Below are 13663 nucleotides of genomic sequence, written 5' to 3'. Positions count from 1 at the left end.
ACGTTAAAAACGGAGCAGGGCTTTCAGGTTTTTCCGGTCGATAAGCCAAACCAGGGCTATATAAGATACAAGCAGGAAAGTATTCAGGAGAAAGATCACCAGGGTTCCGGTGACATAGTGGCGCAGCAACTCACTGACTCCAAAAATCAGCAACCCACCCCCCACATAAGCAGTCATCCTCCCCAGATCATAGGGTATCTTGAAATTGCGCTGACCAGTCACATAGGTGGCTAATGCCATAAACAAAAAACAAGCCAGCGCAGCATAGGCGGATCCAATGTATCCGGTATGCCATACTTTGAGTGTCAGGTAATTGACCAGGTAAGTGACCACGACCCCGCCAATGCCTATCAATGCGCCCAGTCCGGTCCGGTCCTTCAGTTTAAACCAAATGGAGAAATTGTAATACAGTCCCAGAAAGACATAAGCTACCAGCGAATACGGGATGATGGTGAGTCCAGCCCGGTAATTCCGTCCGATGAGGATCTGGATCTGATCCAGGTACAGCAAGATGATCAGCATCAGCACGGAAGCAGCCAGCGTGAATGCCTGAGCCACCCGTGCATAGATGGTCCGTGCATCCGTATGATCAGACTGGCTGAAGAAGAAGGGCTCCGCCGCATAGTTAAATGCTGTGGCAAACAGATTCATCAGGATAGCGATCTTGACCGCCCCATTGTAAATCCCGGAATCGTCAAATCCTACCCAGTTGGCAATCAACAAGCGGTCGGCAAACAGATTCACCATGCTGGCCGCGCCCACCACCACCAGAGGTGCAGCATAGATCATCATCTTGCGGGCCAGTGCTTTGTCAAAGGTCCAGGTACGGAAATGAAAGTAAGGTATCATAAAGAGGGCAATCGCAGCACTCGCCAGTAAATTGGCCAGAAACACATAATCCATCAACCGGTTTTTGTCCACCCAGCCCTGCCAGAAGCGGTGGCCATGGTCGGCAAGCCAGGGGATCATTTCCAGAAACAGGAAGATGAGCGCAATATTGATCACCACATTCAGGACCTTGACCGCAGCGAAAAACAAAGGCCTGCCCTCCAGCCGGAGGCGTGCAAAAGGAACCGCCACCACTGCATCAAGCAGGGTTATGGCGACGAACCATTGCACAATGTAATATTCGTCCGGGTTCGCACTGAGGATGTCGGCTAATGGGCGGGCAAAGCCGAATATGAGGCCGCTCAGCAACACCGAGATGACCGCCACAATGATCAGCGCCGTTCCAAATGCCGATTCCCGTTGCTGTTTCTGATTGCCAAAGCGAAAGAATGCCGTCTCCATACGAAATGAAAAGATCACCAGGATGAAGGCGGTAAAGGCATAATAGGTGCCGTGCTTGGCGTAAATATTTTCCGGAAACTTACGGGTAAGGTAGTAGGTGATGACCAGGTAGTTCAATATCCGCGGCAGGATATTGCTTATCCCATACAGAATGGTCTCGCCCGCTAGTTTCTTGATAAACGCCATAATTCCGCCCGCAATGTTACTGAAAATCCAGCGCTTTCCATTATCCTTTCCTGTGAATGACCTGGGCCTTTCTGGGCTGGTTCTGTCAAGTACCGGTTGCCGCGGTGATCGCAGTGAAGGAAAAACCAATCAACCATTTGTTGTCTTTCTCATTCTGCGCCAGCTTCCTATTGGCAATCCATTCATCACCTGGAATTCGGATGCGTGAATTGGGTGAAAAACAATACCTTCGTACTCCTGCCCCGTTCATCATTAAGTTTCGCACATTCATGAATATCGAACTTTTAAAAGCGGTCTGTGAGACACCCGGCGCTCCTGGGTTTGAAGACCGGATCCGTACCTTGATCCTGCGCGAGATCCGGGATCTGGTTGACTCGTATTCCATTGATGCCATGGGCAATATTCTGGCCGTACGCAAAGGCACGGAGTCAAAAAGTGTCCTGGTCACGGCCCATATGGATGAGATCAGTTTTATCGTTACGCACATCGACGAAGATGGATTTCTGCGTTTTCATACGTTGGGTGGATTTGATCCAAAGACGCTGACCTCCCAGCGCGTCATTGTCCATGGAAAAAAAGACCTCATCGGAGTCATGGGCTCGAAACCCATCCACCTGATGACCGCTGAGGAACGCAATAAAGTGGTGCAAATCCAGGATTATTTCATCGATCTGGGTATGTCACGCGAAGAGGTTCTCAAGTATGTGGAAGTCGGTGATCCCATCACCCGGGAGCGCACCACCATCGAAATGGGTGACTGTATCAATGCCAAGTCCCTGGATAACCGCATCTCGGTCTTTATACTCATCGAAGCCTTGCGTGAACTCAGGGGACAAGTTCTGCCCTATGACCTTACCGCCGTATTCACAGTACAGGAGGAGGTAGGATTGCGGGGAGCCATGGTCTCAGCACATGCTGTTGATGCCGATTTTGGGATCAACCTGGATACGACCATTGCCTTTGATGTTCCCGGTGCCAAGCCGCACGAGATGATCACATCCCTGGGAAAAGGGACCGCCATCAAGATCATGGACGGTAGTGTGATCTGCGACCACCGCATGGTACGCTACCTGAAGGAGACCGCCGCTAAGCACAGCATTACCTGGCAGCCTGAGATCCTGACTGCCGGAGGGACGGATACCGCCTACGTGCAGCGTATGGGCAAGAAAGGAACCATCGCCGGAGCCATATCCATTCCTACCCGCCACATTCATCAGGTTATTGAAATGGTACACAAACAGGACGTCCGGAATTCAATCGATCTGTTAAAGCATGCTTTACTGGATTTTCCTACATTCGCATGGGGATGGGATGAACGAACCAACTGAAAAACCAAACGATTTTATGGACTGGAAAGAAACACCAAAAAGCCTGCATGCCGAATTTGCATTCGTGGACTTCGCTGAGGCCTTCTCGTTTATGACTGAAATAGCCTTCCACGCGGAGAAAGCCAATCACCATCCGGATTGGAGCAACTCCTGGAATCAGGTCACTATAGACCTTAGTACCCATGACGCCGGAAATATCGTCACCGAGAAAGACCGCAAACTGGCAGCTGTCATATCCAAAGTATATCAGAAATACCAACAAGCCCACAAATCATGACCCACTGGCGGGACACCAAATTACCCGGGATCGGCACCACCATTTTTACCCGTATTTCCCGCCAGGCGAAGGAACTTGGTGCCATCAATCTCTCCCAGGGCTTTCCTGACTTTATGCCGGACGAAGACCTCCTTCATCTCACGCATCAGGCCATGCTTGAGGGTGCTAACCAGTATGCTCCGCTGGCAGGGGTTCCGGAACTGCTGCAAGTCATCCATGATCATCTGCATACCACCTATGGGGTGAATTACGATCCACACAATGAAATTACGATAACCGCCGGCGCTACCCAGGCTATTTATACCGCACTGAGCACCCTGGTTTATCCCGGTGATGAGGTTCTCTTCTTCGAACCGGTATTTGATTCATACCGTCCGGCAATCCTTACTCATCTCGGCGTTCCGGTACCCATTGTCCTTGAGCCTCCCTTTGGATCTCTGGACTGGGACCAGATCCGGGCTGCCATCACCCCTCGCAGCCGGGGTATCATCATCAACTCTCCGCATAATCCTTCCGGATATGTATGGACCGACGAGGACTACCGCGAGCTGGAAAAGATCGCCCAACAACATGACTTATGGGTGATCAGTGATGAGGTGTATGAACATCTGGTTTACGATGGTGCCCGCCATTTGACTGCACTGGCTTATGAGGGGCTTCGTGACCGTTGCCTGACCTGTTTTTCGTTTGGAAAAAGCCTCCATGTCACCGGGTGGAAGATCGGTTATGTTGTTGCCACCGAAACCCTCACCGCTCGCTTCAGGCAGGTACATCAGTTTACCGTCTTCGTGGTCAACCATCCGGCTCAGGCCGGCATAGCAAAATATGTCGCCAAGCACCATCCCTTTAAGCAGCTGGCACCCTTCTTCGAAAAGAAGCGGGACTTGCTGATGGAGCAGCTTGCTCCAACTCCTTTTAGGGTGATACCTACGCAGGGCACCTATTTCATGGTTGCCGACTATAGTGCCATAAGTGACCTCCCGGATGAAGAATTTGTTCTTTGGCTGATGGAGAACTATGGCATTGCAACCATCCCAATGTCTGCATTTTATACTGCACCAAATGATCTGCGCCTGGTACGATTCTGTTTTGCCAAAAAGGCGGAGACCCTGCTGGAAGCAGGACGACGGCTACACGCCCTCGGATAGCTGGGATTCCAATACGATTATCCGCTAAAGGAAGACTGGAGAGAACACACTGAGTTTCTCAGAGGATCATTAATTACGGCCCGCATAATTCAGGATAAGGAAGTCAAGCCCCAATAAGCAAACCCGGCGATTAACGTCAGGTAAATTAAATTGTTTAATACAAGTGCGCCCTTGATCCAGCGTTTATTCTTTGTCGCTTTTATCAGTCGCAAACTATAAACCATCAGTGGAATTAAAGCGATCAAAAATAAATATGGAATATAAGATGACATGTTTATCAGCAGCGAACTGTAATGTTTGTAAGGTGCATCAAAATAATACACATTGACATTAGTAGCCAGGATAAATAAATACCAGATTAAAATTACATTAAGCACTGCGCTGAATAAATATATTTTATCCAATCTGTGGCTTTCTGACTTCATGAAATAAAACAACAGCAATAGTAATGTGAAAGTTAATAGGGCACCCGCCAACAACACCAACATAACCCGCAAGAACGGGGTGTTGTAAGGAGTTTTATAGGTTTTTAATCGCTCAAATTCCGCGTTGACGGGGAATAATTCAGCCACTTGCAACATATGGTCACCTTTGGCCAACTCCTGCGATAAATTAAATTGTACCGTAGTATCGTAATTGTGGTAAAAATAAATATTTACCAGACCATGCCTATTATCCCAGATAGAAGTAAGCAATGTGCCGTCACCATTGCGCTTTCTGCAAACATGCATGGTGTCGGACAGAGCGGTACAAAAAGCTAACGTTGTATCAGGGTAATGAACTTTCAAAAAATCGTCACCATTGCGGTACCGGGTGAGGTTTCTTGCTTTTTCAAGGCCAGTGATCGAGGGACAGAAATTGGACAAAACATAAGACGGATTATCTCCTTCAATCAAATTATAGGGCTCTACCACCAAATATTTTCCAGATTGGTCCACGTAAATAAATACATCGTCAATAAAGAAGCTGTGGTCGTATTGTTCGATAAAGTGCTTAACCTCATCTATTGTTTTGCATTGATGCAGGATACCGGATAGATAATCCACTTCATTGACAATTGCTTTTTTACCTCTATTTTGTTCCTCCTGACGGGGATAATAAGACGCCAATCTGGAGAAAACCAATCCAGCTTCGTTCATCCCGGATTGGGGGGCCATGCGGTTTTGCCCTACCCTTCTGGAACCGGTAAATGCCGCGCCGTAAGCCTGATTATTTTTTGCTTTTTCAAACCATATGCTGGAAGTGGTTCTCCATGCATCTTCATTACAGCCAACCATAGTCTTACCGTCAACAGTAATTTTATACATACTGCAAGCTATAGCTGCCTGATTTGAGTAGGCCAGAAAGAAAATATAAAAGAGGATGAGCGTTCTGAGATATTGCATACATCTCAAAACGGAGGATCTTTAATTTAATTGCACTGCAAAAAAAACTATGATTAATCGCCAGAGGATGCCTGTTTTTTCTTACTGGTAAAAAAGGCAACCAGGACATACACCGCGCCTATCAGTAACAGGTTAAAGGCGAAATTCATCAGCGTGTCGCTTACCGAATGAGACCTGCGGTCAATCGCGATAAATATATAAACTGCATAAGCCAGTGCGCCGGATAAAAGCAGCCACCCCATCAGAGAGACTGGTACAAAAAAGATTTCCGTTCTTTTAAACCAGATGGTATTCATAGCTACATGATTTATTATCGTCTACTTCCATGCTTCAGGGAATGTCCCCGGGTCAAATCCCCATAACAAGGGAAGAAAGAAATATACAATGATCGTTAGCAATACGATGGATAAAATATTCATCCAGATACCGGTACGCACCATATCCGGAATCCGCAAATAACCGGAACCAAAGACGACCGCATTGGGTGGCGTAGCCACCGGCAACATGAAAGCACAGGATGCCGCAACGGTCGCTGACACCATCAGAATATAGGGATGCACGTCGATACTTAAAGCCATGGGGGCCAGGATGGGCAGGAGCATGGCTGTGGTCGCCAGATTGGAGGTGATCTCTGTCAGGAAATTGACGGCAGCGATCAGGATCAGCACCAAAATCAGCATGGCTATGCCATGCAGCAGTGTCAAATGGTTGCCTATCCATTCCGCCAGACCGGTGGATGTAAACCCTTCTGCAATGGCCATACCGCTACCAAAGAGCAAAATGATGCCCCAGGGTAATTTTACCGCTTCTTCCCATCGTAGTATACTGCGACTACGGTCCTTATTAGGTAATAAAAAGAGTACCACTGCTGCTGCAATGGCGATGATCGTGTCGTCTAGACCAGGTAAAAACCGGGTCAATAAAAACGAGCGGGTGATCCACGCAAATGCAGTAACCAGGAAAACAGCCAGCACGCTTTTCTCTTCATAGCTTATTTTGCCCAGACGCTTCAATTGCCGGCGGATCTCCTCACGGCCGCCGGGAAACGATTTATCGCGGAAAGTGAAGGCAAACCGGGTCAGGTAGATCCAGCAGATCAGCAGCATCAGAATCGAGATCGGCAATCCGAATTTAAGCCAGGTGGCAAAAGTGAGTTCCACCCCGTACATATTCTTTAGTACGCCGGCCAGAACCAGGTTGGGAGGCGTCCCGATCAGTGTGGCGATGCCGCCGATGGAAGCCGAATAAGCCACCGATAGCATCAGTGCCTTGCCGAAGATGGCATTTTCATCCTCGGAAGTCTCCGGGTTGTCTTTCAGCTGGGCGATGATGGCCATACCGATCGGCAACATCATGACCGCAGTGGCGGTATTGGAAATCCACATCGAGAGGAAAGCCGTGGCCAGCATGAATCCCAGGATGATGCGGGTGGTATTGGTCCCGATCATCCGGATGATATTGAGGGCGATGCGGCGATGCAAGTTCCACTTTTCGATGGCGATGGCGATAAAAAAACCGCCCATATACAAAAAGACATAGGGATGCCCAAAGGAGGTGGAAGTTGCTTTCAGATCCAGCGCTCCGGTGAGCGGAAAGAGCACGATCGGCAACAGGGAGGTAACCGCAATGGGTATTGCCTCCGTGATCCACCAGACGGCGACCCACAGGGTACAAGCCAGGACCGCTACCCCCGCTTCGGACAATCCTTCCGGGTGAAAATTGGTGAGGACCAAAATAAACAGGAGTGGACCGAGGATCAAACCGATGGTTGAGGCGCCAAATTTCATAGACTTAAAGCTAGGAAAAAGGGGGAAAATAAAAAGGCTGAGGGTTTAATTTTGAATGTTGAATGTGGATGATACGACCAAATGGTTTCCCGATTCATATCCATATTATCCTAGTTATCCGGGTATAATGGTTTAATGCAGCGTCGCATAATGTTTTGCTATCCTGGCTGCCAGCCGGACATTGTCCAAAACCAGCGCTTTGTTCGCCTCCACCGTTTTACCCTGGGAAATACGGTGCAGATAGGCCAATAAATAGGGGGTGACCGCTTTACCGGTGATCCGGTCCGCAGCCGCTGCTTCCAGGGCCTCTTCGATCCAGGTCTCCATGGTTACTGCCGGGATGGCGTATCCGGCAGGGATCGGGTTGGCTATCAGCATGCCGGATGGTAAACCTAAACTGTCCTGTTGTCGGATCACCGCTGCCAGCAGTTTTGCATCATTTATGCGACAGGACAATGCATAGGGTGAATGCGGTACATAAAAGGCCGGAAAGGTGTCCGTGCGGTAGCCAACTACCGGAACGCCCATCGTCTCCAGGTATTCCAGGGTGCGGCACAGGTCCAGGATCGATTTGGCGCCAGAACTCACTACCGCCACCGGCGTGCGCGCCAATTCGACCAGGTCGGCAGAGATATCCATACTATTCTCTCCATCGCGATGCACACCACCTATACCGCCCGTGGCAAAGAGCCGGATCCCCGCCTTTGCTGCCGCCCACATGGTCGCCGAAACAGTCGTTGCCCCAAGATGCCTGGTAGCCAGTACATAGGGCATGTCGCGCGCCGCTACCTTTACTGCTTTACTTCCTTCGCGGCACAGGTTTTCCAGTTCAGTGTCGCTCAGTCCCACTCGCACCAGGCCATCGATGAGAGCGACTACTGCTGGAGTGGCTCCTTCTTCAGCAAGGATGCTGTTGATCTCAAGTGCCAGTTCATAATTGGCCGGCCAGGGGAGCCCATGACATAAAAGTGTCGACTCGAGGGCAACCGGTGGAAGACTTGATGGAAGGTCAATTTTGATATTCATGATTGTAAAATACATCAGAAAAGACAGATCACAGCCGGAGCCGCTCTGAATGAATCAGCCATAACCAATAATATTTACTCCAGGAGTAAATTGATATCTACCGGTATTGTGTTAACTTAATCGAGGAACAATCTGCTGACCATCATGCATCGCTGGATAGCTCTATTGCTATGGTACTGCCTCTGTAGCCCGGGTACTACACTTACCGGGCAAACCAGGATTTATAAGTTTGATGAGATACCGGAGGAGCAGGGCTTCTCTGATATAGCAACTGTTGCATCATTCCAAGATTCTTACGGATATATTTGGTTTGGCGGGTATTCAGGCTTGTCAAGATTCGATGGTTACGAAACCAAATGGTACTATAACGATCCGAATGACTCACTTTCAATAATCGACAATAAAATCAATGATATAGCAGAAGATAGCTTAGGAAATTTATGGATAGTAACTCAAAATGGTTTAAGCTATTATCAACGAGATAAAAATCAATTTATACAATATAGCAATTCTAAAATTGGATTGAAAGACTATAATGAAGAAATATATTTCGTATATATTTCAAAAAAAGGTGAAGTATTATTCTTGAGTTGGACGAATTTATTTCAATTTAATAATTCCAATAATAGAATTGAAAAAATTCTTACTACAGAAATTCTGGCAGATAGTTTGCGAATTGGGAATGAAAAGATATTTGAATACGAAAACTCATTGTATTGTACATTATATCGAGGAGTAAAAAAAATTGACTTGAACAAAAAACTACTGATTACAGATTCAATATTTGATGCTTTAAACAATTATCATTTTCTTCAGCCAGTAAAAAAAAGATTTTCCAGTAATGAATTATTGGAATTCTTTTCTTTTGATGGTTTTGTCAGCGGCAATCCAAATTCAAATAAATGGGATTTTTATCCCAAGCCATTGGTTCGTTTTAATGATATAGGTTATAGTGCAACGAATAATAATCATTACTGGATTGGCGTTGATGAGGAATTAATTATTTTTTCTTCAATCAGTAAGTCATTTCAAACAATAAAATATGTTGATGGATTCAGGTTTAGCATGAAAGGAGGCACCATTTCAAACCTAATGTTTGATCTAAATAGGAATTTATGGGTTGAAACAGTCAATGGAGTGTCTATTCTAAAAAATAATTCTAATAACATCATTAAGTCCTTTGATTGTGAATATACCAGAAAGGTAAATAACGCATATTATGTTAGGTCCTCTGTTCCAATTGGTCAGAATAAGTTTCTGATGGCCGAAGGTTCTGAATTAATTCAGTTTTCTCCAAATTCAAATCAAATCAGACCATTTTTACCGAAAATACAAAATAAGGTTACTCAAAAACTAAAATCCGTATTATGTTTTCTTAGAGATTGTGAAGGTAGGCTATGGATGGGCGGTGATCTGGGAGTGATAATTTATGATGAGAAAACCAAGAGTTTAAAGTCATATTTAACAGGTCCGAAAGACTCCATAAATTATTATTTACGAAAAGTCAAAGATATTTATGAAGATAGTCAAGGTAATATTTGGCTTGCCAGTTGGGATCATGGTTTAGGAATGTTGAAGCAAGGTGCTAATTCTTTCATCCACTACTTACCAAATAATGCAATGCGAAAAATCTTTGAAGATTCGAAAGGGAATCTCTGGTTTGGCAGCCGGGAAGGTGTCTACAAAAAGCCAAAAGAAAAAGATACATTTATTAAATATACTCACGATAATGATGTAACTGGTTCCATTGGAGAAAACACCGGATTTAGTTTCTTTGAAGACTCCGCTGGTTATGTTTATGTTGGCACTTATGGCGGTGGCCTGAATATTTATGATCCGTCAACGGATGCATTTAGAATAGTTGGAGAAAAAGAAGGCTTAGCGAATAACAATATTTTTGCCATTTTCCCGGATCACCACGGAAATATCTGGCTTTGCACCTTCCGGGGCTGGAGTCGGTACAATCTGAAGACCGGTGCCATTCGCAATTACAACAGCAAGGATGGCTTCTACAATCCTGAATTCGATGCCTTTGGATCGTGTCAGGATCCGGAGACGGGATATATCCTCTCTGAAGGAACGATAGGCTTTGATTATTTTAATCCGGATGATTTTCAGGATGACACCATCGTTCCTCAGTTGGTATTCACCGATTTGCAAATTTTCAACCGGTCCGTTTCTATAGCAAGGAATGAACACCAGCTCCACAATCGTGACACCTTTTACTTGCCCCAATCGCTCGACTACACCACCTCCATCACCCTGCCCTACCATTTCAACGTCATTACCCTGACCTATGCGGGCCTGCATTATACCAATCCGGGCCGCATCAAGTACGCCCATTACCTGGATGGATTTCAAAATGACTGGCAATACGTGGGCAGCCAGCGTTCCGCCACGTATACCAACCTCAATCCCGGACATTATACCTTCCATGTCAAAGCCGCTAACCCGGACGGTGTCTGGAACGAAGAAGGGCGCACCCTGAAGATCACCATCCTGCCACCCTGGTGGAGGACCTGGTGGGCTTATACACTCTACGGAGTCGCCGTGCTGCTCTTGTTAACCGGCATCTACCTTTTTCAGCGACGTCGGTGGCTGCTCAAAGCACAACTGGCAGCTGAAAAACAGGAAGCAGACCGGCTGAAAGAATTGGACGGCATCAAAACCGCTCTGTACACCAACATAACCCATGAGTTCCGCACGCCGCTGACGGTCATCCTGGGTTTGACCAACATCATCCGGGAGCAATTTCCCCTGCTGGAACAAAAGCAGATCTTCGAACACCTGCAGACCATCGATCGTAATGGGAACAATTTACTGCAACTGGTCAACCAGATGCTGGATCTGGCCAAGCTCGAAGCCGGAAAACTGGTCCTGGATCCGGTACAGGACGATATCGGTGCCTTCACCAAATACCTGACCGAGTCGTTTCATTCGCTGGCGGAGCAGAAAAACATCCGGCTGCAATGCAGCATCCCTGCAACGCCAATATTGGTTGATTTTGATCCCCTGCGTTATCAACAGATCGTGCAAAACCTGATCTCCAACGCAATCAAATTCACCCCCGATGATGGAAATGTATCGGTGAGGATCACCGAAGCAGATCAAGAAATTCGGTTGTCGGTGGCGGACGATGGTATAGGCATCGCACCGGAAAGCCTCCCACATCTGTTTGACCGGTTTTTCCAGGTGGAGTCCAGTGCTACCCGCCGGGGAGAAGGAACCGGTATCGGCCTGGCCCTCACCAAAGAACTGGTCCAGGTGATGCATGGTGACATTATGGTTGAAAGCAACCTTGGGGAGGGAACAGCATTCACCGTGAAAATACCAATCACGCGACAAGCACCGAAGCGGTCCGCCTGGACCGCCCTGCCATCCTTTGGACCGCTGGCCTCAGAATTTGCTGTCTCCTCCGGTCCTCATGCAAATGAAATAAAGGTTGATCAGGCCCTCTCCCGCATTCTGATCATTGAAGATAATACCGATGTCCGCGCATACCTGCGATCCTGTTTGCCTGAACAATACCACGTCCAGGAGGCTGTAAATGGCAAAGCCGGCGTGGAAAAAGCCATCGAACAAGTGCCCGATCTGGTTATCAGCGATGTCATGATGCCTGAAATGGATGGCTTTGAAGTATGCACCACGCTGAAAAATGATGAAAGGACCAGTCATATTCCCGTGATCCTGCTAACCGCCAAGGCAGATGATGCCTCCCGAATGTCCGGATACCGGAAAGGAGCCGATGCCTACCTGATCAAACCATTCAACCGTGAAGAACTGCTGGTTCGTATGGAGCAGATGCTGGCCCTCCGCAAGAAGCTCCAGGACCGCTATGCCTATTTCGATCCGGGGATCATGATACGGAAAGAGGAAGAATTTCAACAAGAGGATGCCTTCATCACGAAAATTCGCCAGACCGTGCTGGAGCACCTGGAGGACCCGAACTTTGCCATCCCTCAATTGTGTCAGTCTCTGCTCGTCAGCCGTACCCAGTTGCACAATAAGTTGGTGGCGCTCACCGGAAGATCCACCTCCCATGTGATCCGCACCATCCGGCTACAGAAAGGGAAGGAATTATTGCTGCAATCCGACCGGCAGGTGGCAGACGTCGCCTACTCGGTGGGCTTCAGCGATCCCAATTATTTCAGCAGGTGCTACCATGAGGAATATGGCGTGACGCCGTCGGAAGACAGGAGTTGATAAGGGGAACCACAGAGTTACACGGAGTTAGGCACAGAGGTGCGCTGAGTTTATTTTTTATCCTATTGATATTCACCGGGTGAAGCCAGCGTCAGTACTTTCCGGAATGCAGGAATATCTCAAATAACTTCTCTGTGAAACGCTGTGTCTCTTCCCTGCTCCTCAGTGTAATTACCTCCCGCCCTCGGAAGACAGGAGTTGATAGGGGATACCACAGAGTTACACGGAGTCCTGCACAGAGGTGCGCTGAGTTTATTTTTTATCCTATTGATATTCACCCGGTGAAGCCAGTGTCAGTACGCTCCGGATTTCTGGTGAATATCTCTAATAACTTCTCTGTGAAACGCGGTGTCGCAGTGTAATTACCTCCCGCCCTCAGAAGACAGGACTTGATAAGGGAACCACAGAGGTACGCGGAGTCTTGCACAGAGGTGCACTGAGTTATTTTTTTTCCTTTTGATATTCACCGGGTGAAGCCAGCGTCAGTACTCTCCGGATTTCTGGTGAATATCTCTAATAACTTCTCTGTGAAACGCGGTGTCGCAGTGTAATTACCTCCCGCCCTCAGAAGACAGGACTTGATAAGGGAACCACAGAGGTACGCGGAGTCTTGCACAGAGGTGCACTGAGTTATTTTTTTTCCTTTTGATATTCACCGGGTGAAGCCAGCGTCAGTACTCTCCGGATTTCTGGTGAATATCTCTAATAACTTCTCTGTGAAACGCGGTGTCGCAGTGTAATTACCTCCCGCCCTCAGAAGACAGGACTTGATAAGGGAACCACAGAGGTACGCGGAGTCGTGCACAGAGGTGCACGGAGTTTATTTTTTATCCTTTTGATATTCACCGGGTGAAGCCAGCGTCAGTACGCTCCGGAATGCTGTGAAAATCTCTAATAACTTCTCTGTGAAACGCGGTGTCGCAGTGTAATTACCTCCCGCCCTCAGAAGACAGGACTTGATAAGGGAACCACAGAGGTACGCGGAGTTGGGCACAGAGGTGCACGGAGTTTATTTTTTATCCTTTTGATATTC

Annotated in this window: 10 protein-coding genes; 5 read left to right on the top strand and 5 right to left on the bottom strand. The window is 47.4% G+C overall.

The features are described 5' to 3' along the window. Positions 1 to 3 precede the first annotated feature (3 nt). Entirely contained in the window at positions 4 to 1476 is a 1473-nt protein-coding gene (locus H6570_21555; protein MCB9321882.1) for an oligosaccharide flippase family protein, read from the bottom strand. A gap of 13 nt (positions 1477 to 1489) precedes the next feature. On the opposite strand from H6570_21555, the gene H6570_21550 reads away from it, so the two are divergent. From H6570_21550 to H6570_21535, 4 genes are all read left to right on the top strand, one after another. Next, positions 1490 to 1684: a hypothetical protein gene (locus tag H6570_21550; protein MCB9321881.1), complete on the top strand. Its 195-nt coding sequence runs from the start codon at positions 1490 to 1492 to the stop codon at positions 1682 to 1684. 61 nt (positions 1685 to 1745) lie between these two features. Then, on the top strand, positions 1746 to 2804 hold the full coding sequence (locus tag H6570_21545) for a M42 family metallopeptidase (protein ID MCB9321880.1): 1059 nt from the start codon (positions 1746 to 1748) through the stop codon (positions 2802 to 2804). A gap of 16 nt (positions 2805 to 2820) precedes the next feature. Further along, complete coding sequence (locus H6570_21540) at positions 2821 to 3081, top strand: 4a-hydroxytetrahydrobiopterin dehydratase (protein MCB9321879.1); 261 nt, start codon at positions 2821 to 2823, stop codon at positions 3079 to 3081. Next, positions 3078 to 4229 carry an aminotransferase class I/II-fold pyridoxal phosphate-dependent enzyme gene (locus H6570_21535; GenBank protein MCB9321878.1) on the top strand — a complete coding sequence of 384 codons (1152 nt, stop codon included), beginning with the start codon at positions 3078 to 3080 and terminating at the stop codon, positions 4227 to 4229. Before H6570_21540 ends, H6570_21535 begins: the two co-directional genes overlap by 4 nt. Before the next feature lie 89 nt (positions 4230 to 4318). On the opposite strand, the gene H6570_21530 is transcribed toward H6570_21535, so the two are convergent. The 4 genes from H6570_21530 to H6570_21515 all read right to left on the bottom strand — a co-directional run bounded on the left by H6570_21530 (position 4319) and on the right by H6570_21515 (position 8442). Further along, positions 4319 to 5536 carry a hypothetical protein gene (locus tag H6570_21530; GenBank protein ID MCB9321877.1) on the bottom strand — a complete coding sequence of 406 codons (1218 nt, stop codon included), beginning with the start codon at positions 5534 to 5536 and terminating at the stop codon, positions 4319 to 4321. Positions 5537 to 5667: 131 nt separating this feature from the next. After that, complete coding sequence (locus H6570_21525) at positions 5668 to 5910, bottom strand: hypothetical protein (protein MCB9321876.1); 243 nt, start codon at positions 5908 to 5910, stop codon at positions 5668 to 5670. Between the two features lie 21 nt (positions 5911 to 5931). Beyond that, positions 5932 to 7401: a DASS family sodium-coupled anion symporter gene (locus H6570_21520; protein ID MCB9321875.1), complete on the bottom strand. Its 1470-nt coding sequence runs from the start codon at positions 7399 to 7401 to the stop codon at positions 5932 to 5934. A gap of 132 nt (positions 7402 to 7533) precedes the next feature. After that, positions 7534 to 8442, bottom strand: coding sequence for a pseudouridine-5'-phosphate glycosidase (locus tag H6570_21515; GenBank protein MCB9321874.1), 909 nt, complete (start codon positions 8440 to 8442; stop codon positions 7534 to 7536). Positions 8443 to 8571: 129 nt separating this feature from the next. Between H6570_21515 and H6570_21510 the strand changes: the two genes are divergently transcribed. Then, the gene (locus H6570_21510) at positions 8572 to 12630 is read left to right on the top strand and encodes a response regulator (GenBank protein ID MCB9321873.1); all 4059 of its coding nucleotides are present in this window, start codon (positions 8572 to 8574) and stop codon (positions 12628 to 12630) included. Positions 12631 to 13663 lie beyond the last annotated feature (1033 nt).

Source organism: Lewinellaceae bacterium (assembly GCA_020636135.1).
Classification (GTDB): Bacteria; Bacteroidota; Bacteroidia; order Chitinophagales; family Saprospiraceae; genus JAGQXC01.
This window is presented reverse-complemented; position numbering and strand designations above follow the sequence as displayed.

Bases quoted from the DNA above. Each gene is read 5' to 3' on its own strand.
- H6570_21550 (MCB9321881.1), top strand. From the start codon at position 1,490: ATGTTACTGAAAATCCAGCGCTTTCCATTATCCTTTCCTGTGAATGAC.
- H6570_21515 (MCB9321874.1), bottom strand. From the start codon at position 8,442: ATGTATTTTACAATCATGAATATCAAAATTGACCTTCCATCAAGTCTT.
- H6570_21545 (MCB9321880.1), top strand. From the start codon at position 1,746: ATGAATATCGAACTTTTAAAAGCGGTCTGTGAGACACCCGGCGCTCCT.
- H6570_21535 (MCB9321878.1), top strand. From the start codon at position 3,078: ATGACCCACTGGCGGGACACCAAATTACCCGGGATCGGCACCACCATT.
- H6570_21525 (MCB9321876.1), bottom strand. From the start codon at position 5,910: ATGAATACCATCTGGTTTAAAAGAACGGAAATCTTTTTTGTACCAGTC.
- H6570_21540 (MCB9321879.1), top strand. From the start codon at position 2,821: ATGGACTGGAAAGAAACACCAAAAAGCCTGCATGCCGAATTTGCATTC.
- H6570_21510 (MCB9321873.1), top strand. From the start codon at position 8,572: ATGCATCGCTGGATAGCTCTATTGCTATGGTACTGCCTCTGTAGCCCG.
- H6570_21520 (MCB9321875.1), bottom strand. From the start codon at position 7,401: ATGAAATTTGGCGCCTCAACCATCGGTTTGATCCTCGGTCCACTCCTG.
- H6570_21530 (MCB9321877.1), bottom strand. From the start codon at position 5,536: ATGTATAAAATTACTGTTGACGGTAAGACTATGGTTGGCTGTAATGAA.
- H6570_21555 (MCB9321882.1), bottom strand. From the start codon at position 1,476: ATGGCGTTTATCAAGAAACTAGCGGGCGAGACCATTCTGTATGGGATA.